Here is an 18534-nt window from a genome sequence, read left to right as displayed (position 1 = left end):
TACAGGCTGCGTAAAAAAAGCAGCGGTAGCCAGTACAGTAAACAGTTTCTTCATGGAATTTTAGCGTGATTGGGTGAATTTATTAAATCCACCAATGGAATGCAACATCAATTTTATAATTTAATGCCGCATTATTTGCATCACCCTTAACCCTCCTAACGTTATGGAAAGAAGAACCTTCCTGCAACAAGGCACTATGGCCGGCTTATCGGCCCTGGCTTTCGGCGGCGCACAGGCAGCCGGTAAACCGGCCGGCAGCTTAGCTTCCGCTGAAAAGCCCTTTAACATGAACTATGCCCCGCACGACGGCATGTTCAAAAACAGCGCCGGCGCTGATTTCCTGGACCAGATCAGGTTCATGCACGACCAGGGTTTCCGCGCTATTGAAGACAATGGCATGCTGAAACGGGAACCTGCCATGCAGGAAAAAGTAGGCAGCCTGCTGGCCAAGCTGGATATGCAGATGGGCGTATTCGTAATTGACAGCGGCGATAACTGGAAAATATCCCTTACCACCGGCAAGCAGGAGTTTACCGACACTTTTTTAAAAACCTGCCGCGCCGCTGTTGATACGGCTAAACGTTGTAACGCCAAATGGGCCACCGTGGTTCCCGGCTTTTTTGAACGCAAGCTGCCCATAGGCGTACAAACCGGCAACGTGATAGATGCCCTGCGCCGTGGCGCAGAAATACTGGAGCCTCACGGCCTGGTAATGGTGCTGGAGCCGCTGAGCGATACGCCGGAGCTGTTCCTGCGCACCGCCGACCAAACCTTTGAAATATGCCGGGCGGTAAACAGCCCTTCCTGCAAAATACTGTACGATATTTACCACATGCAGCGCAATACCGGCCACCTCATACCCATGATGGATATGTGCTGGAGCGAAATTGCCTACATACAAATAGGTGATAACCCCGGCCGCAAAGAGCCCGGCACCGGTGAAATCAACTATAAGAATATTTTTAAGCACCTGCATGAAAAAGGCTACAAAGGAGTGCTGGGCATGGAGCATGGCAACTCAATAGAAGGCAAGGCAGGCGAGCTGGCTGTTATAAAAGCCTACCGCGAAAGCGATGATTTTCTCTGAAAACCAAATTCCGTATAACCGGCCGCGTTATACACAATGCATGCCTTAAAACAGAAAAGGATGAAGCATACGCTCCATCCTTTCTCATTTTTACTATAGAAAACTTGGCAGTTTACTTTGTTAAATAAAAATATTCCTTACTGTACTTACCATCTCCATAATCCGTATCGGTTGACTCAAATACCAGCTGCGCACCATCCAGCGTAATCACGTTCAGCTGCTGCGATATACCATCGCTGGAAACAATTTCCAGCGTTTTGCTGGCTGGCTTATAAGTATAAGTGCCGGTTAAGGTGTCGCTCAGCGCGCTGGTAACCGTACCGTTCTGCTGAAAGGTGATAGAAGGATTGTCCAGGTCCAGGTCGGCCGCATAGGTGGTATCTACAGATACCAGCTGGTTGCTTTTGTCAAAAAGAGAGTCTATTTCTTTCTGGAAATGCCAGGTGCCCGCAATTTGTGAGTTGTCGGCAGGAGTTTGCGGATCATCCTCTTTGCTGCAAGCCGCAAAAACAATGGAAACAGTACCAGCCAGCGCCAGTAACCACGTAAAAGGTTTAATCATATCAGGTACGGTTTATTAAATACAAAAATAATATGTTTATGCTGATGTTTTACTATCCCTGCTGTTAGCTTTGTGTCATGTTTTATAACGCGATTTTCTTATCTTTCTGTATAAATATCTGTTTATGAGCTTTTTGATCCGCCTGCTGGTAAGCGCCCTGGCCGCTATGCTCACGGCCTACCTGCTGCCCGGTGTAAAGTTGGACAACTTCCTCACCGCGCTTATACTGGCCCTGGTGCTGGCTGTACTGAACCTGTTGGTACGCCCGGTGCTGGTAATACTTACCCTGCCGGCCACTATCCTTACCCTGGGTTTGTTTCTGCTGGTGATTAATGCCGTTATTATTCTGCTGGCCTCCCGGCTGGTAGGTGGCTTTAAGGTAGATGGTTTCTGGTGGGCGCTGCTGTTCAGTATTGTAATGACTGTTATTAACAGCGTTTTACATGGCCTGGCCAGCGATAATGACTAATGAAACCGTAAAGGTCATTTCAATTACGTATAAGCACAGCCGTGCTTTTAATCCGTAATCTGTAATTGGCAATCCGTAATTGACTTTGCTATGTACTTTAACCGCACGCAGATCAGTGATGAACAGCTGCTGGATTTTTACCGTGCCTTACTATACCCGAGGCTTATAGAAGAGAAAATGCTGGTGCTGCTGCGGCAGGGTAAAATCAGTAAATGGTTTTCCGGTATAGGCCAGGAGGCTGTTGCCGTTGGCGCTACCCTGGCCCTGGCCCCGGACGAGTGGATATTACCCCTGCACCGCAACCTGGGCGTATTTACCACCCGCAACATGCCCCTGCACAAGCTGTTCCTGCAATGGCAGGGCAGCCCGGAGGGCTACAGCAAAGGGCGGGAGCGCAGCTTTCACTTCGGCAGCCGGGAACATCACATCTGCGGCATGATCTCCCACCTGGGCCCGCAGCTGTCCATAGCCGATGGTATTGCCCTGGCCCATACCCTGCGCAAACAGCAAAAAGTAACCCTGGTATTTACCGGCGAAGGCGGCACCAGCGAAGGAGAGTTTCACGAAGCCCTCAATGTTGCTGCTGTATGGGACCTGCCCGTAATATTCCTGGTAGAAAATAACGGATATGGGTTAAGCACGCCGGTAACGGAACAGTACCGCTGCGCCCGGCTTACAGACAGGGCGGCCGGCTACGGCATGCACAGCCTGCGCATTGACGGCAATAACCTGCTGGATGTATACCATGCTGTGGCGGAGGCTAAAGCTTATGCCCTGCGGGAGCAAAAGCCCGTGCTTATAGAGGCCCTTACCTTTCGCATGCGCGGCCATGAGGAGGCCAGCGGCACTAAATATGTACCCCCCGCCCTGCTGGAGGAATGGGCAGGGAAAGATCCTGTTCATCACTATGAAGAGTTCCTGCGGTTTATTGGCCTGCTGGATGATGATACAATCAGCGACATACACGGGCAGCTGAAACAATATATAGATGCAGCGGTGAACACGCTGCCCGCTGAAACCACTGTCATCCCCGATACAGCCCGAGAGCTGGCCGATATATACGCGCCTGCACCGGCGCTACCGCCCGCCGCACCGGGGCCCACCCGCGAAATGCGTTTTATTGACGCTATTTCCGATGCGCTGAAAACCGCTATGGAGCAATATGACAATCTTGTGCTCATGGGCCAGGACATTGCAGAATATGGCGGCGCTTTTAAAATTACCGAAGGGCTGGTGCAGCAGTTCGGTAAAGCGCGGGTACGCAATACGCCCCTGTGCGAAAGCGCTGTTGTAGGCGCGGCCCTGGGCCTGTCTATCATGGGCTATAAAAGCATGATAGAAATGCAGTTTGCCGATTTTGTGACCTGCGGCTTTAACCAAATTGTAAATAACCTGGCCAAAATACATTACCGGTGGGGCCAAAATGCCGATGTGGTTATACGCCTGCCGGCCGGCGGTGGCGTGGGCGCGGGCCCCTTTCACTCCCAAAGCAATGAGGCCTGGTTTACCCATACGCCCGGGCTAAAGGTGGTGTACCCCGCTACCCCTGCTGATGCGCGCGGCTTGCTGCTGGCGGCGCTGGCCGATCCTAACCCGGTGCTGTTCTTTGAGCATAAGGCGCTGTACCGCAGCATTACCGGCCCGGTACCGGAAGGCTGGCACCCGGTGGAAATAGGCCGCGCCAACGTGGTGCAGGAGGGAGCCGATATTACCATTATTACCTATGGCAGCGGCGTACACTGGGCCCTGGAATATGCGCAGCAGCACCCGCAGCTTTCCCTGCATATACTGGACCTGCGCACCCTGCTGCCGCTTGACTATGCAGCTATTCACGCAGCAGTGGCCCAAACCGGCAAGGTGCTGGTGCTGCATGAAGATACGCTTACCGGCGGCCTGGGCGGGGAAATTGCCGCCTGGATAGCGGAACACTGCTTTTCGCTGCTGGATGCGCCGGTTATGCGCTGCGCCAGCCTTGATACACCGGTGCCCTTTGCTGCTGAACTGGAAAAAAATTTTCTGGCAAAAGCCCGGCTGGATCAATATATACAGCAGCTGGCCGCCTATTAAACCCGGGCTGCTATGGGATTTTTGAAGGGAATGCCCTAACTTGCAGGGCAATTATTAAATGCTTTGATCATGCTGCAAACTTTCTTAACAGTAAAGACTACTGAGTTTTACCAAACCTTTGATAAGGTAGGTCATTTTATGGTGTTTGTGATACTGGCCTTGTTTGCCGCAATGGTGCTGTTTGCTACCATCAAGTATGTAAAGCGCTAATCTAACGCTGATTTTAAGCTTATTACTTTATACATGCCCCGGTTGTACCGGGGCTTTTTTTGTTATACCCCCTGCTGCAATACCGCTTGCGTGTGCTGCAGATTTTCACTGTCAAAGCACACCAGCATTACCTCTTCAATACCATGGTTGCCCGCCTGCAGGAAAGCCTGTACAGTACTAACCGCAATATGCGCGGCCTGCTCTTTGGGAAAGCGGTATATACCGGTGCTGATGTTGGGAAAGGCAATGGTTTTAACGCCATGCTCCACTGCCAGCTGCAGGGAGTTGTGGTAGCAGCCGGCCAGCAGCTCCGCCTCCCTTTTACGGCCCCCGTTCCACACCGGGCCAACAGTATGTATCACGTATTTTGCCGGTAAGCGGCCCGCTGTGGTAATTACCGCCTGTCCCGTTGCACAGCCGCCCTGCCGGGCCACTATCCTGCGGCAGTCTTCCAGTATGGCCGGGCCGCCGGCGCGGTGTATGGCGCCGTCTACCCCGCCGCCGCCCATCAGGGAGCTGTTGGCGGCGTTTACAATAGCATCTGCCGTTACTTTGGTAATATCGGCCTGTATGGCCGTGATTTTTCCTTCCATATGCCTCACGATTTCTGTTTCACCCTTACATATATCAGCTTACCTGTTTTTTTACCGCTGTCGCGGATGTCTATTTCAAAGCGGTTAATGCTTTTTATGAGCTGCACCAGCTTATTAAAGCCATAGTTGCGGGGATCAAAGTCAGGCTGCTTTTTCAGCAGCAGGTTACCCAGCTCTCCCAGGTAGGCCCAGCCATCTTCATCCGCAATATCGTTAATGCTGGTAGAGAGTAGCTTTAACATGTCCCGGTCGGCTTTGCTGATGCCCGGGGCTTTGCTTTTACGCGTGCTCCTTTTAGCCGGTACCGTATCCGCTTCTGTTTCTTCAGCTTCTGTTTCCGCCTCCCGGTTCTGCCGCAATATTTCCAGGTAAATAAATTTATCGCAGGCAGCGCGGAAGGCCGACGGGGTTTTCATTTCCCCAAAACCAAACACGCGCATGCCGGCTTCCCGCAGGCGGGTAGCCAGGCGTGTAAAATCACTGTCGCTGCTTACCAGGCAAAACCCGTCAACCCGCCCGGTGTACAAAATGTCCATGGCGTCAATGATCATGGCCGAGTCAGTGGCGTTTTTACCTACGGTGTAGCTGTATTGCTGTACGGGGTTTATGGCATTCTCAAGCAGTACGGTTTTCCAGCCAGTGAGGTGGGGCTTGGTCCAGTCGCCATAAATTCTTTTGAAGGTAGGAATGCCATACTTGGCCACCTCCTCCATCATGGCTTTTACATTGCTGTGGGGAATGTTGTCAGCGTCTATTAATACGGCAAGCCGCAGGTCTTTTGTATTACTGTCCATAAGCCTGGGGGTTTAGTGCTATAATATTACAAAAGATCTGCGGGCCTGCGGTTATTTTACAATTGTTCATTTCAGGTAAGAGCGGATCATCCAGGCGGTTTTTTCGTGGTCGGTTAACAGGCCGGTCAGGAAATCGCTGGTGCCTTTGTCTTTGTATTTTTCATCCAGGTCGTCTATCAAACGGCGCAGGTTGCGGATAATGGTTTCATGATCATCCAGCAGGTTACCCAGCTGCGTGCGTTGGTCGTTGGTGTACTCCTGCTCAACCAGGCTGGTAAGCTTCAGGAAGTCAGCCATGCGGCCTTCTGCATAATGGCCCAGGGCGCGGATGCGTTCCGCCATTTCATCTATAGCCTCTGCCAGCTCATCATACTGGTTTTCATAAAACTTGTGCAGCTCCATGAAGTTAGGGCCTTCAATGTTCCAGTGATAGTTGCGGGTTTTGGTATATAGCACCATCAGGTCGGCCAGGCATTTGTTCAGCTCCAGGGCTATGGCCTGTAAATTTTTTTCGGATATACCGATGTCTGCTTTCATCTCAGTGTGTTTAGTTTTTTCTGTTGCTTTTGTGGTCATCGTTGTCATGGTACTAATTTTTAGGTGGTTAAAACAGATGTGCCTATAAAATCCTACTAAAATAGTAGGCAGTAGTGTTGGTTCTTTTGCTATTATTGTGCCACACTTCCTAATTTTGCAGTATGGAACAGTCGTCGGGGAGAATATACACCATACACTTTATTATGCTTTGCCTTAGTAATGCTGTATTCTCCGCCAGTTACAATATGTTAATCCCCGAGCTGCCGGCTTATTTAAGCAACATGGGCGGCGCGGATTATAAAGGCTACATTCTGGCACTCTTCACTTTAATGGCAGCGCTTTCCCGTCCTTTTAGCGGCAAATTGACAGACTCCATTGGCCGTGTACCGGTTATGATCTTTGGCTCGCTGGTATGTGTAGTGTGCAGTCTTTTATACCCGCTGGTAAGTTCTGTTGCCGCATTTCTGCTATTGCGCTTCTTTCACGGGTTTTCTACCGGCTTTAAACCTACCGGCACTGCTGCCTACATATCAGACCTGGTGCCGCATAACCGGCGTGCAGAGGCCATGGGTATGGTAGGCCTGTTCAGCACCATTGGCCTGGCATTGGGCCCTGCCATTGGCGGTTTTATTGCTGCCCGCTGGAGTATTTATGTAATGTTCCAGGTGTCTGCCGTGTTTGCATTAATGTCTGTAGTAATACTGATCGGCGGCCTCAGGGAAACCCTACCCAACCGGCAGCGCTTTAACCCATCCATGCTTAAAATATCCCGCAGCGAAATATTTGAGCCGCTGGTAATAGGGCCGGTCATTGTTACCTTTCTCTGTTTCCTAAGTTACGGCGCTTTGCTCACAATTATTCCTGATTTTAGTGAATACCTGGGAATTCATAACAAAGGCCTGTTCTATACCTTTTTTACCGGCGCCTCTATTGGCATACGCCTGCTGGCCGGCAAAGTGTCGGACCGGTACGGCCGCCTGCCAGTGCTGAAAATATCTGCTGCTATTATGGCTGCCGCGCTGTTTATACTGGCATTGGCCACTACGCCCTATATGATGATGGTGGCTGCGGTAATATACGGGGTATCGGTAGGGTTAAATTCACCTGCTGTTACTGCATGGACGGTAGACCTGGGCCATCCCGAACACCGGGGCCGCGCGCTGGCTACCATGTACATTGCCATGGAAGCAGGCATAGGCCTGGGCGCTTACCTCTCTGCTTATATTTACCATAACAATGCGGCTTATTTCCCAATGGCTTTTGGGGTAATGGGCATCGCTGCTATAGCTGCGCTGGTATACCTGGTGCTTATATATGATAACCGCCACCGTATAAAAGTAATGTGGCGCCTGGTGCATATGAAAGCGCCGTTCCGCTATAAGCGGTAAACAATAAAACTACCTGTAACTAAAAACGCCTAATGTTTATTGCAAACATCAGGCGTTTTGCCTTTTATACTTTTTTATGCTAACCAATCCAGGCTTACATCCTGCACAGTCGCTGTTTATTTCACATGCATGCTGCATTTCACACCTCGCTGGTATGCTCCCTCCTACAGCCTTTCATACAACGCCCGCAGCCGCTCGCGTGTCATTTGCTGCTCCCAGTTCTTACCGAGCGCATTTTCCCACAGTGGCGCCAGGCTTAAAGATACGTCTATCATCTTATTAATATCCACATCGCTCATGCCTTTGGTAATGTGCTGGGGAATGGTGATGTTATGCCGCTGCACCATTTCCTTAAACTCCTTTACGCCTTCGGGGTAAAACTCCTCCAGCTTATCAAATACAATACAGTTGCCGATACCGTGATGGGTGCCCAACACATAGGCCAGCCCGTAGCTTACAGCATGGGCTACGCCCACCTGCGAGTATGCAATGCTCATACCGCCGGCATAGGACGCCATCATCAGCTTTTCATCTGCATCATCATCCCAGTGCGGCTTTTGCAGGAATATTTCCTGGCACAGCTGCAGCGCCTTTTCGCCGTAAGAGCGGCTAAAGGCATTCAGGTAAGTGCCTTCCAGCGACTCAATACAATGTATATAGCAGTCCATGGCCGTATAAAACCGCTGGTTAACCGGCGCGTCTTTCACCAGCTCAGGGTCCAGCACTATCTGGTCAAACGGCGTAAAGTCCGAGTTCATGCCCAGCTTGCGGGTAGGCCCGGTAAGCACCGTGGTGCGGCTAACTTCTGCGCCGGTGCCCGACAGGGTGGGTATGCCTGCTTTATACACGCCGGGCTGCTTAACCAGGTCCCAGCCCTGGTAATCAGCAGCAGAGCCGGGGTTGGTCATCATCAGGCTCACGGCTTTAGCCATATCCATGGTAGAGCCGCCGCCTATGCCAATAATGCCTGACACCTGCCCAAACTCCGTCTTCAGCTCATCCCGCAGCTGGTCTACATATTTTGTCTTAGGCTCGTCTGTTACATCAATAAAAACTATCTTATCCTTGCCCTGCAGGGGTATGCGGCTGGTAAAGGCAGGCTTGTCCCGGAAAAAATGATCTACAAAAAAGATCATGGGCGCATCGCCCTTGCGCTGCGGCGCCAGTATTTCATCCAGCTGGTTAAACGAACCCCGCCCGAATATTACATACCCTACCAGCTTAAAATTCCTGAACTTCATATTTTGTAAACAGTTAAAAGCGTAATCAACAAAAAGTTATTCCTTTCCCCGCATTATTAATTCTTAATTCTTCATTATTAATTATAACAGGCGGGCTGCTTTCTCCAGGTCTTCCGGCGTATCTATTTCCACACCCATGTATGCTGTTACCACCATTTTCATGGGAATACCGTTCTCCAGGTAGCGCAGGCATTCTATTTTTTCCGCTGCTTCCAGCGGGCTTACCGGCAGCTGTGTGAACTGCAGCAGGGTGGCTTTACGGAAGGCGTAAATACCAATATGCTCGTAATACACGGTATTCACCTTTTTATCGCGGGGGTAGGGAATTACGGAGCGGGAAAAGAACAGGGCATTAAACTGTTTGTTTACCGCTACTTTTACATAATTCGGATCTTCTATGGCGCTCCACTCTTTCAGCTCCTGCATCAGGGAGGCTACCTGCACGGTCTTGCCGGCCTCACCTTCAAATACCTGCAGCAGCTTTTCCAGCGGGGCCTTTTGGGTAAAAGGCTCATCGCCCTGCACGTTCACCACAATATCCACATCCATGTCTGCTACGGCTTCGGCTATACGATCCGTGCCGCATTCATGCTCTTTTTTGCTCATTACGGCTTTGCCGCCGTTTTTTGTGATCTCCTGGTATATAATATCGCTGTCCGTTACTACCATTACCTCATCAAATACGCCGGTATTTACGGTTGATTCATAGGTACGCAGTATAACGGATTTGTTGCCCAGCCGGGCCATCAGCTTACCGGGAAAACGGGTGGCCCCATAACGCGCTGGTATTAAAGCAATGCTCTTCATGGTGATGTATGCACAAGTTATAAAACGCTCTTTACGGCTTTTACCAGTTTGGCGGCCCTTTCCTGTATTTCCTGCCCGCTCCATACCAGGCTAATGGGCGTGCATATGCAGCGGCTCATAATCGCGTCTGAAACAGGGAACTGTTTGATCTTATATACTTCCATTGCCTGCTGCAGGCCGGGTGCAAAATGGTTCAGCGTAGTGCTTTGTTTAAAGTGCTCCCAGTTGCGGATGTAATGCCAGTTATTATCAAACCAGTAAAATGCAGCCAGCCCCGCTGCTTTCATGGCAGCAGCTGCTGCGCGGGCCTGGTTTTCCTCCGGCAGGAAAAAGCCCAGGAAGGTGGCGCTGTCGCCCGCTTCATCGGGCAGGCGGCGGAAGGTTACTTCCGGTATGGCGGCCAGGGCATCTTTAAATATTTTCTTGGTGCTGCGCTGTATGGCCAGGAACTTATCGAGCTTGCGCACCTGCGCCAGGCCCACGGCTGCGTGCAGCTCTGAAATACGGAAGTTATAGCCCATATAGGGGTGCAGGTCGGCCCCGCGGTCTGCGCCCAGGTGGTCATGCCCGTGGTCGGAGTAGCCGTCGCACTTAATATACAGGTCTTTATCGTGCGTTACAACGGCGCCGCCTTCGGCGCAGGTAACGGTTTTTACAAAGTCAAAGGAAAATGCGCCGGCGTGCCCTATGGTGCCCAGGGCCCGGCCTTTGTAGCTGGCGCCAAAGCTCTGGCATGCATCTTCCAGCAATACCAGGTTATGTTTTTCGCAAATGGCCTGCAGGGCGTCCAGGTCGGCCATGGCGCCGCACATATGCACCGGCATAATTACCCTGGTACGGGGGGTAATGGCTGCTTCCACGGCGCGGGGGTCCAGTGTAAGGGTATCATCCACGTCCACCAGCACGGGAGTAGCGCCTACGGAAAAAATGCTTTCAAAGCTGGCCACAAAGGTAAAAGTGGGCATAATTACCTCATCGCCTGCGCCTACGCCCAGTGCCGCCAGGGCGGTGGTAAGGGCGGTAGTGCCGCTGGAGGTTAGCTGTGTATACGGTACATTCAGCTTGCTGCTGATTGCCTGTTCAAGTTCTTTTGCTTTCCAGATGCCTTTACGGGGACCATCAAACCCATAACGCATATAAATGCCGGTTTCCAAAACCTCATTCACCTCTTTCCGCTCTTCGGCGCCAAATAATTCATATCCTGGCATAAGCTGTTGATTTTAACGTGTTGATAAAGCTATATTTTTTAATCGTGGTTGCAAAGGTAGCATAAACCTGTTTGCTGCATAGCTAAAAACTATTTAACTTTTACTAAAAATTTAACATGCGTTTCCTCTTGTGTGTTACCTTCTTGATGGCATTCCATTCATCGCACGCCCAAACAGGGCCTACCCCCGAGCAGGCCATCCGCCGGTTAATGCAGCAGCAAACCAATGCCTGGAACCACGGTAACATACCGGGTTTTATGCAAACTTACTGGCAATCCGACTCACTGCTGTTCATTGGAAAAAACGGTGTTACCTATGGCTGGCAGGCTACCCTGGAGCGTTATAAAAAATCGTACCCCGACACGGCCGCTATGGGCCGGCTGCACTTTAACCTGTTGGAATTTAAACAATTAACGCCGGAACTTTATTTCCTGGTGGGTCAGTGGCACCTGCAGCGCGCTGCCGGCAACCTGCAGGGGTATTTTACCCTGCTGATCCGGAAAATAAATGGCGCGTGGAAGATCATTGCAGATCATAGTAGTTAGGCGCCTCCCTAAAAAAGAAAACCATCCCAGGAATGGGACGGCCTGCTATACACCACAACATTAAAGAAGAACTATGACTAAACACTGTTCCCTAAATCGTTAAAAATGTTGACGGGAGTTTCCAATTATATATCGATATGGTGAGTCAAGTGTTATTATTCTTCTTCCTTGCTTCTTCACTATCTCTCACCGCCTTATTTTCTTTAGTAGGTTGCTCCGATAAATCTGCACGTAACGGGTTGGTTCGGGTATCAGCCTTGCTGGTTTTTAATACTTCCGCAGGCTTTTTGGAATGATCCACTTTCGTATCTGTATTCCTCCTATCCTTATCCGATGGTTTTTTCTCTTGCGACATAGTATACCAGTTTACGTCAGGTATAGATGAAATAACAAAGTTTATTCCAGTCATGCAGGCCGCACCTGCAGGCACTAAATGCCGTTAATGTGGCGCATGAATTCCACAACCTGTGCTGCGCCGTTCCCCAAGTAGTGGGAGCAAAATAGCGGCGGTATTTACTGTCACTCGATTGCAGCAGCGCTTTTCGCCCTGATTTTCAGGCTTTAAGGTGCAGGCATAGTAATTGAAAACATTTTTTTCCCTAATTATTCAAAATTTTAAAGCTGTTGTTTATGAAAATCCAGGTGCATAACTGGTGGGAGCTGAAGAAGAGATTGCAAAAAAAATACTCCTACCTCTCCGAAGAAGACCTTACCTACGAGTATGGCAAGGAACAGGAACTGATTGTACGCTTACAAAAAAAGACCGGTACATCGCATGAAGACATGGTACGCATCATCAAAAGTTTTCAGGTAGCATATTTGCAGCATGCTTTACTGTAGTAAAGGCTACAGCATTGTGCAACATTTAAAACTTTGGTTATGATAATGTACGCAGATCTTATTGACACGTTGAACGACCTTGTGCGGGTGAATAACGACCGCGCTGCAGGTTACGACACCGCTGTAAGACAAACAAAAGATGCGGGACTGCAGCACATTTTCCAGTCTATGGCCGATCAAAGCCGGGAGTATGCTTTTGAGCTGAACAGGCAGATCAGGGATCTGGGCGGGGAAGAGGAACGCGATACCAGCCTGGGCGGCGATTTGTACCGCACCTGGATGGATCTGAAGGCCGATTTTACCTCCAGTGATAACAGCATTCTTTCCTCCTGCGAATACGGGGAAGATGTTGCCCTCCGGGTATACAATATGGCGCTTTCCAATGACATCGAGATCCCGCAGCCGGTACTGGATTTAATTACCCGCCAGCAAGGTGAGTTAAAACTGTCACATGACCGGATCAAAAAACATCGTGAGCTTAATAAAGCGATTAAATGATTTTTTAGCATCTGAGTTAACCCATTGACAACCAGCTGCCACCCTTAACCCGGTGGCAGCTGGCTTTATATGCTTATATATACAGTCCAAAAAAATCTGTTTTAGTTCATTTTAGTTTCGGTCAAGGCGCTTATCTTTGGCTTCCGCAATAACTTTTAACCCTTCCTCTGAACAAGCCATCGCTAATTTTAACCCGTTCTATCTCAAACCGGTAACTGATTATTCCTAACTTTTTTAACTGGCAATAATGACCGGCTTTTTAAAATTACTGGCCCCCGTATGTATATTCCTTTGTTTCATTGATTGTGGAAAAGCAAATAACGTAAACCCGCCTGTTACTACCATTATCCCCGACAGCACGGCGCCAGTTACCGACAGCTTCCCGGAAAACAAGGTAAACCGTACCGCCCTCTTACGCCTGGTAAATGGCCTACGCAGCCGCGGCTGCAATTGCGGCACCGATAAAATGCCGCCTGTGCCCACGCTTACCTGGAGCATTACCCTGGAAAAAGCCGCCTGGCGGCACAGCCGGGATATGGATAGCCTGCATTATTTTGATCATAACTCCCTCGACGGCACTACCCCCGGGCAGCGCCTGGATGCCGCGGGCTACCACTGGATGTATTACGGGGAAAATATTGCCAAAGGGCAAATGGACGAGCAGGCCGTAGTACTGGGCTGGCTCAATAGCCCCAAACATTGCCATAACATGATGGATGCAAATGTGAAAGAGCTGGGCGTAGGCAAGTTTAATATTTACTGGACAATGGAGCTAGGCAGTAAAAAGTAACCGGGTTTACTTACACATCAATCTTCTTCCTCCACCAGCGCCATACCACGTACACGTAGGCGGCCAGCGTAAGCACGGCCCAGGTATAAAAAAAGATCATGCGCCCCGGCGTGGACTCGTCCGGCACGGCAAAGCCCAGGAACAGGCCCAGGAAAACATTTATCAGCATCCAGAAAAAACCCAGGAACATGGTACGGGTAATTTTTATAAAATACTGTACAATGCCCGCCTTCAAAGGGTCTTTTTGTTCTTCCGGTTCTGTGGTTTCCATTAATGCAGGTGTTTAGGGTGAGATATTGGAACGCTGTATCAGGGCAGGCATAGTTTCATTAACGCTGCACTGTCGCCCCTGAATACATTAAAGTCAACTATTGTTTTTATACCATTTACCCTGCCAATATCGCTGTGCTGCCAGAAAACCCATTGCCGGTCTACCCGGGGCCGCTGTTTCTGGTAATAATGCGCTATCCATAGCGGGTAATCATTAAACTCATCGCCCAGGTAGGTATTATAAAACCTCAGGTTAGTGTAAATAATAGGCTTTACGCCATAGGCTTTTTCCAGCTCCTCCAGCCATATACGGGCAGTGCTGCGTATTACTGCCGGCGGCTGGTTGTTGTGCACCTCAATATCCAGCACCGGCGGCAGGTCGCCATGGGTAAGCTGCACTACGTTCTTAAAATTAATGGCCTGCTTCACGGGGTCGCGGGTAGAATAAAAAAAGTGATAGGCGCCCCTTACCAGCCCTGCTTCACCGGCTTTTTTCCAGTTCCGTTTAAAAGCGGCGTCCTGCCGGGTAATGCCTTCTGTAGCTTTTATAAACACAAAGGATATACGTATTTTACCAACCTGCATCTGCTGTACCGCATCCCAGTTAATCTCTTTCTGGAACTTTGATACATCTATCCCGTGCATGGTATAGTTTACCGGCATATCTATCCCAAACTCCTCATACCGCACAAAGTTCAGCGCCTTGCGCTGCCGCCACCACCATGCTCCCGCAGTAATGGCAGCTATTATAAAAAAGATAAGTAGTAAACGTCCTGCTTTTTTGATCCTCATTGGCCTTATTAAATAACAGTTTACCGGCAGCTGGCGTATTAACAGCCCGGTATGCTGCTACAAGTATAGCGCAATATTTTATTACTATTACCCGTGTAGTTGTGTTATTTTTACATGCAAAGCACCTATAGCTATGCCGGAATTTAACCTGAATGATACGCTGAACCTCCTTTCCAAGTTCACGCCCCGCCGGGCCTGGAACGCCGGAAAGGTGCTGAGCAGCTACTTTGTGAGCAAGTGGACGGGCAAGCCTGTGCAGTGGGGGTACCCGGTATCTATTTCCTTTGAGCCTACCACCTCCTGTAACCTGCGCTGCCCCGAGTGCCCCAGCGGACTGCGCGCCTTTACCCGGCCTACCGGTATGCTGCAGCAGGATTTTTTCCGTAAAACCATTGATGAAATTTCCAAAGATCTTCTATACCTCATCTTTTACTTTCAGGGTGAGCCCTACCTGAACCCCGGTTTCCTGGATATGGTAAAGTATGCAAGCGGTAAAGGTTTGTACACCGCTACCTCCACCAACGCACATTACCTTACAGATGCCAATGCTAAAAAAACCGTGGAGAGCGGCCTGGATAGGCTGATTATTTCCATTGACGGTACTACCCAGGACGTATACACGCAGTACCGGGTGGGCGGCCACCTGGATAAGGTGATACAGGGCGCTAAGAATATTGTGAAGTGGAAAAAAGAGCTGAAATCAAAAAAACCGTTCGTATTCTTCCAGTTCCTGGTGGTAAAGCCCAATGAGCACCAGATTGAGGATATTAAAAAGCTGGCGAAGGAAATAGGGGTTGACGAAGTACGCTTTAAAACCGCGCAGGTATATGATTATGAGGAAGGCAACCGCCTGATACCTACTATTGATAAATACAGCCGTTACCGCCGGAATGAGGATGGCACCTATAGCATCAAAAACAAGCTGGGTAACCATTGCTGGCGCCTGTGGCACTCCCCTGTTATTACATGGGACGGCCTGGTGGCGCCCTGCTGCTTTGATAAAGATGCGCAGCATAAGCTGGGCGACCTGAAACAGCAGTCGTTCAAAGCGCTGTGGTTCAATGAACAATATGTCCGTTTCCGTACCCAGATCATGGAAGGCCGTAAGAACATTGATATTTGCGCCAACTGCAGTGAAGGCACCAGGGTGTGGGGTTAACCGTATTTATTACTCTTCTTCAAGGTCGGGTGTTGCCGCATGTTGCCTGGCAGCCCTTTTCTCTGCTTTTTTACGCGCTCTTTTTTTCCGCCTGTTCTGCTGGTATTTGCTGAACAGGTTTATGCCAAAGCGCACCCCTATAAATTCTACTGCCGTCATGAGGGCGCTGGTGGCAAACGACTTGAAATTGCCGCTGCTCCAGGCTATACCTGCAATACGGGAAGCAATGTTTAACACACCCTTATGTTTGCCGGCCCCCGGTATTACCGAGTTAATAGCCATGCTTTTATAGTTGTCCTTAAAAAAATCCACCCGCTCGCCCAGGTCCAGCTCCAGTTTGCGTGTGCGCTTTTTTAAGCGGGCAATTTCCCGGTCAAGATTTGCTGCATTGGTAATCTTCGCGATTTTTGCCTTAGGCATGTGTAAACATGTTTATTATTTAACAGGGGATTTTTTTGTTTTGGTTGTTGCAGTTATGCTACAGCATCCTCATCGGGCGTTGCGGCGCCTTCAACATCACCTTCTTCATCTTCATCCACCAGCTCATCTACCAGCTCTGTAATCAGCATGTTGGATAGCGGCCTTTGTATAAGGGGCTTACGGAATGCCAGCAGTATAATCAGCAATAAAATGAATAAGCCTGCTGCGCATGAAAAACCAATGGTATAGCTGTGTGTCATTTCACCTATCCAAAAGCCTACCACCATTCCCAGGAACACCACTACGAAAAAGAACAGCAGGAAAGCCATGGTCAGGGAAAAAAAGAGCCCTAACGCTTTAGATAGCTTTCCTGCTGCCTGAAGCTTAATGAGGTCCAAACGGGTTTCCAAATATTCTTTGGCTACCTTGCCTGTTTGGTTAAAATAGCTGCTAAAGTTTTCTTCCATGCAAATTAATTTATGGGATTATGCCAGCTCATTTTCTATGGCATCCTCAAATTGCTCCTTCCTTTTCCTTAAGCGGTCTTTCAGCTTATCTGTCTGGAATTTCAGCTTATCTACCAGCTCATCTTTCTTATCGGAATTCAGAAAATATCCTACAGCTACGCCTACAGCAGCGCCTACAATAAAGGAAACAACGGCTTTTGAACTGTTACTCATGGTAAATTACTTTTTAGATGAAACATTGAAATTTTTTAACCAGGGTAAATAACGGGGTACAAACATTATTCCAACATTTTGCTATCCCGCATATTGGCAGTTAAGGATGTTTAAACAAAATGCCGCTGAAATGGTTCAATCTTTGAACAGCATTTATCCTTCAATCCGGTATATTCTTTACATCCTTTATTATTATGAACTATATTGACAATGACCGCCTCAAGCAGATCTTCTTTTTGCTGATCATTATTTTATGGGGCGTGCTCCTGTTTTCTGAACTGTACGGGCTTTTCCCCGGCCTGCTGGGCGCCTTAACCTTGTATGTGCTATGCCGCCGCTGGATGCTGCACCTGGTAGAAAAACGCGGCTGGCGCAAAAGTGTGGCGGCAGCTACGCTTATGTTCCTTTCCTTTATTATCATACTGCTGCCTTTTGGTTTGCTTATTAATATGCTTACTGCCAAAGCTGGCTATGTTATAAGCCATTCATCGGAGCTGGTGCAGGGCATTAAATCGGTAGACAACCGGTTGCATGAAGCCACGGGCTACAGTGTGCTTACACCGGGGCGCATGCAAAAAGTGCAGGAAACCATTGCCGACCTTTTTCCCATTTTACTGGGTGCTACCTTTAACACGGTAACGGCCATTGCCATTATGTACTTTGTGCTGTACTTTATGCTGGTATATGCACGGGAAATGGAAGAAGCCCTGTATGAATATATTCCCCTGAAAGATGAAAATGTGATACGTATTGGCCATGAACTCCACACCATGATATTTTCCAACGCAGTAGGCATTCCACTAATAGCCATTGTACAAGGCGTTGTAGCCCTGGTGGCCTATCTTATTTTCAGGGTGCCCCAACCTATTTTCTGGTTTGCAGTTACCTGCTTTACCTCTATGCTGCCCATTATAGGCGCGGCAGCCGTATATGTGCCTATGGGCGTGTACCTCATAGCGGCCGGGCATACCTGGCAGGGCATAGCCATACTGGTTTACGGTTTTGTGGTAGTAGGCGCTTCAGATAACGTGTTTCGCATGATGCTGGTTAAAAAAATCGGCGATGTGCACCCGCTTATTACCGTGTTTGGGGTAATAGTGGGTGTAAGCCTGTTCGGTTTCATTGGCCTTATATTCGGGCCGCTGCTCATATCCATGTTCATTCTGCTGCTGAAAATCTATTCCAATGAGTACCTGGTAAAAAAGCGGGAGGTAAAAGTGATAAAAACCGGCGGCGTTACCGTGCGTGAGAAAAAGTAAATAGCTGCTACCTGTAATAATTATTGGCTTCAATATATTCCAGCACACTGTCGGGCACCAGGTAGCGGATTGATTTCCGTTCCTGTATCCACCGGCGTATGTCGGTAGCGGAAATATCCAGCAGGGGGGCCTCCAGCACCTCTACGCGGGCGCCATAGGTTTCGGTTACCTCATGCCCGGGACGTTTATACACGTAAATGGGATAATGCTTGATCAGCTGCTCATAATTCTTCCACCGGCGTATATTCTGAAAGCTATCGCTGCCCATTATAACCGTAAACTCCTGCGTGGGGAATTTTTCAGACAGGTAGGTAAGCG

25 protein-coding genes are annotated in these 18534 nt (G+C 49.3%); 11 read left to right on the top strand and 14 right to left on the bottom strand.

Annotated features, from left to right (window positions below; all coding sequences use genetic code 11):
• The first annotated feature begins 163 nt into the window (after positions 1-163).
• A complete protein-coding gene (locus tag VFS25_RS17920; RefSeq protein ID WP_326463542.1) occupies positions 164-1087 on the top strand; it encodes a hydroxypyruvate isomerase family protein in 924 nt (307 codons plus the stop codon).
• Positions 1088-1199: 112 nt separating this feature from the next.
• On the opposite strand, the gene VFS25_RS17915 is transcribed toward VFS25_RS17920, so the two are convergent.
• Positions 1200-1649 carry a lipocalin family protein gene (locus VFS25_RS17915; protein WP_326463541.1) on the bottom strand — a complete coding sequence of 150 codons (450 nt, stop codon included), beginning with the start codon at positions 1647-1649 and terminating at the stop codon, positions 1200-1202.
• Between the two features lie 124 nt (positions 1650-1773).
• On the opposite strand from VFS25_RS17915, the gene VFS25_RS17910 reads away from it, so the two are divergent.
• The 3 genes from VFS25_RS17910 to VFS25_RS17900 all read left to right on the top strand — a co-directional run bounded on the left by VFS25_RS17910 (position 1774) and on the right by VFS25_RS17900 (position 4395).
• Positions 1774-2118, top strand: coding sequence for a phage holin family protein (locus tag VFS25_RS17910; RefSeq protein WP_326463540.1), 345 nt, complete (start codon positions 1774-1776; stop codon positions 2116-2118).
• 90 nt (positions 2119-2208) lie between these two features.
• A complete protein-coding gene (locus tag VFS25_RS17905) occupies positions 2209-4185 on the top strand; it encodes an alpha-ketoacid dehydrogenase subunit alpha/beta (RefSeq protein ID WP_326463539.1) in 1977 nt (658 codons plus the stop codon).
• A 69-nt stretch (positions 4186-4254) separates the two neighbouring features.
• A complete protein-coding gene (locus tag VFS25_RS17900; protein ID WP_326463538.1) occupies positions 4255-4395 on the top strand; it encodes a hypothetical protein in 141 nt (46 codons plus the stop codon).
• A gap of 62 nt (positions 4396-4457) precedes the next feature.
• Here VFS25_RS17900 and VFS25_RS17895 read toward each other — a convergent pair whose 3' ends face one another.
• The 3 genes from VFS25_RS17895 to VFS25_RS17885 all read right to left on the bottom strand — a co-directional run bounded on the left by VFS25_RS17895 (position 4458) and on the right by VFS25_RS17885 (position 6319).
• Positions 4458-4988: an O-acetyl-ADP-ribose deacetylase gene (locus VFS25_RS17895; protein WP_326463537.1), complete on the bottom strand. Its 531-nt coding sequence runs from the start codon at positions 4986-4988 to the stop codon at positions 4458-4460.
• Between the two features lie 5 nt (positions 4989-4993).
• Complete coding sequence (locus tag VFS25_RS17890) at positions 4994-5782, bottom strand: NYN domain-containing protein (protein WP_326463536.1); 789 nt, start codon at positions 5780-5782, stop codon at positions 4994-4996.
• 66 nt (positions 5783-5848) lie between these two features.
• The gene (locus tag VFS25_RS17885; protein ID WP_326463535.1) at positions 5849-6319 is read right to left on the bottom strand and encodes a DNA starvation/stationary phase protection protein; all 471 of its coding nucleotides are present in this window, start codon (positions 6317-6319) and stop codon (positions 5849-5851) included.
• Positions 6320-6480: 161 nt separating this feature from the next.
• On the opposite strand from VFS25_RS17885, the gene VFS25_RS17880 reads away from it, so the two are divergent.
• Positions 6481-7707 (top strand): MFS transporter, encoded by a 1227-nt coding sequence (locus tag VFS25_RS17880; protein ID WP_326463534.1) that lies wholly within the window; start codon positions 6481-6483, stop codon positions 7705-7707.
• A gap of 164 nt (positions 7708-7871) precedes the next feature.
• On the opposite strand, the gene VFS25_RS17875 is transcribed toward VFS25_RS17880, so the two are convergent.
• The 3 genes from VFS25_RS17875 to VFS25_RS17865 form a co-directional block, all read right to left on the bottom strand.
• Positions 7872-8948, bottom strand: coding sequence for an iron-containing alcohol dehydrogenase family protein (locus VFS25_RS17875; protein WP_326463533.1), 1077 nt, complete (start codon positions 8946-8948; stop codon positions 7872-7874).
• Positions 8949-9029: 81 nt separating this feature from the next.
• Entirely contained in the window at positions 9030-9755 is a 726-nt protein-coding gene (gene kdsB, locus VFS25_RS17870) for a 3-deoxy-manno-octulosonate cytidylyltransferase (RefSeq protein ID WP_326463532.1), read from the bottom strand.
• 17 nt (positions 9756-9772) lie between these two features.
• On the bottom strand, positions 9773-10963 hold the full coding sequence (locus VFS25_RS17865; protein WP_326463531.1) for a DegT/DnrJ/EryC1/StrS family aminotransferase: 1191 nt from the start codon (positions 10961-10963) through the stop codon (positions 9773-9775).
• A gap of 146 nt (positions 10964-11109) precedes the next feature.
• Here VFS25_RS17865 and VFS25_RS17860 point away from each other — a divergent pair, with 146 nt between their 5' ends.
• On the top strand, positions 11110-11508 hold the full coding sequence (locus VFS25_RS17860; RefSeq protein ID WP_326463530.1) for a nuclear transport factor 2 family protein: 399 nt from the start codon (positions 11110-11112) through the stop codon (positions 11506-11508).
• A gap of 145 nt (positions 11509-11653) precedes the next feature.
• On the opposite strand, the gene VFS25_RS17855 is transcribed toward VFS25_RS17860, so the two are convergent.
• Positions 11654-11863, bottom strand: coding sequence for a hypothetical protein (locus tag VFS25_RS17855; RefSeq protein ID WP_326463529.1), 210 nt, complete (start codon positions 11861-11863; stop codon positions 11654-11656).
• A 275-nt stretch (positions 11864-12138) separates the two neighbouring features.
• Here VFS25_RS17855 and VFS25_RS17850 point away from each other — a divergent pair, with 275 nt between their 5' ends.
• From VFS25_RS17850 to VFS25_RS17840, 3 genes are all read left to right on the top strand, one after another.
• Complete coding sequence (locus VFS25_RS17850; protein ID WP_326463528.1) at positions 12139-12348, top strand: hypothetical protein; 210 nt, start codon at positions 12139-12141, stop codon at positions 12346-12348.
• A 39-nt stretch (positions 12349-12387) separates the two neighbouring features.
• On the top strand, positions 12388-12846 hold the full coding sequence (locus tag VFS25_RS17845) for a PA2169 family four-helix-bundle protein (RefSeq protein ID WP_326463527.1): 459 nt from the start codon (positions 12388-12390) through the stop codon (positions 12844-12846).
• 247 nt (positions 12847-13093) lie between these two features.
• Positions 13094-13636 carry a CAP domain-containing protein gene (locus VFS25_RS17840; RefSeq protein WP_326463526.1) on the top strand — a complete coding sequence of 181 codons (543 nt, stop codon included), beginning with the start codon at positions 13094-13096 and terminating at the stop codon, positions 13634-13636.
• Positions 13637-13646: 10 nt separating this feature from the next.
• On the opposite strand, the gene VFS25_RS17835 is transcribed toward VFS25_RS17840, so the two are convergent.
• Both VFS25_RS17835 and VFS25_RS17830 read right to left on the bottom strand, forming a co-directional pair.
• The gene (locus VFS25_RS17835) at positions 13647-13907 is read right to left on the bottom strand and encodes a hypothetical protein (protein ID WP_326463525.1); all 261 of its coding nucleotides are present in this window, start codon (positions 13905-13907) and stop codon (positions 13647-13649) included.
• Between the two features lie 38 nt (positions 13908-13945).
• Positions 13946-14698 (bottom strand): glycoside hydrolase family 25 protein, encoded by a 753-nt coding sequence (locus tag VFS25_RS17830; protein WP_326463524.1) that lies wholly within the window; start codon positions 14696-14698, stop codon positions 13946-13948.
• Between the two features lie 133 nt (positions 14699-14831).
• Here VFS25_RS17830 and VFS25_RS17825 point away from each other — a divergent pair, with 133 nt between their 5' ends.
• Positions 14832-15857, top strand: a complete 1026-nt coding sequence (locus tag VFS25_RS17825) for an SPASM domain-containing protein (protein WP_326463523.1) — start codon at positions 14832-14834, stop codon at positions 15855-15857.
• A 9-nt stretch (positions 15858-15866) separates the two neighbouring features.
• On the opposite strand, the gene VFS25_RS17820 is transcribed toward VFS25_RS17825, so the two are convergent.
• The 3 genes from VFS25_RS17820 to VFS25_RS17810 are packed head-to-tail and all read right to left on the bottom strand — an operon-like array spanning position 15867 to position 16957.
• Entirely contained in the window at positions 15867-16277 is a 411-nt protein-coding gene (locus tag VFS25_RS17820) for a hypothetical protein (RefSeq protein ID WP_326463522.1), read from the bottom strand.
• 53 nt (positions 16278-16330) lie between these two features.
• Positions 16331-16744: a hypothetical protein gene (locus VFS25_RS17815; RefSeq protein WP_326463521.1), complete on the bottom strand. Its 414-nt coding sequence runs from the start codon at positions 16742-16744 to the stop codon at positions 16331-16333.
• An 18-nt stretch (positions 16745-16762) separates the two neighbouring features.
• Positions 16763-16957, bottom strand: coding sequence for a YtxH domain-containing protein (locus tag VFS25_RS17810; RefSeq protein WP_326463520.1), 195 nt, complete (start codon positions 16955-16957; stop codon positions 16763-16765).
• Between the two features lie 194 nt (positions 16958-17151).
• On the opposite strand from VFS25_RS17810, the gene VFS25_RS17805 reads away from it, so the two are divergent.
• Complete coding sequence (locus VFS25_RS17805; protein WP_326463519.1) at positions 17152-18216, top strand: AI-2E family transporter; 1065 nt, start codon at positions 17152-17154, stop codon at positions 18214-18216.
• A gap of 7 nt (positions 18217-18223) precedes the next feature.
• Here the strand turns inward: VFS25_RS17805 and VFS25_RS17800 are convergent.
• The coding region (locus VFS25_RS17800) for a nicotinate-nicotinamide nucleotide adenylyltransferase (RefSeq protein ID WP_414647755.1) at positions 18224-18534 on the bottom strand (311 nt) is incomplete at its 5' end.

The sequence above is a fragment of the Chitinophaga sp. genome (genome assembly GCF_035761305.1).
Classification (GTDB): Bacteria; Bacteroidota; Bacteroidia; order Chitinophagales; family Chitinophagaceae; genus Chitinophaga.
The sequence above is the reverse complement of the archived record's forward strand: the minus strand, read 5'-3'. Positions and strand labels throughout refer to the sequence as shown.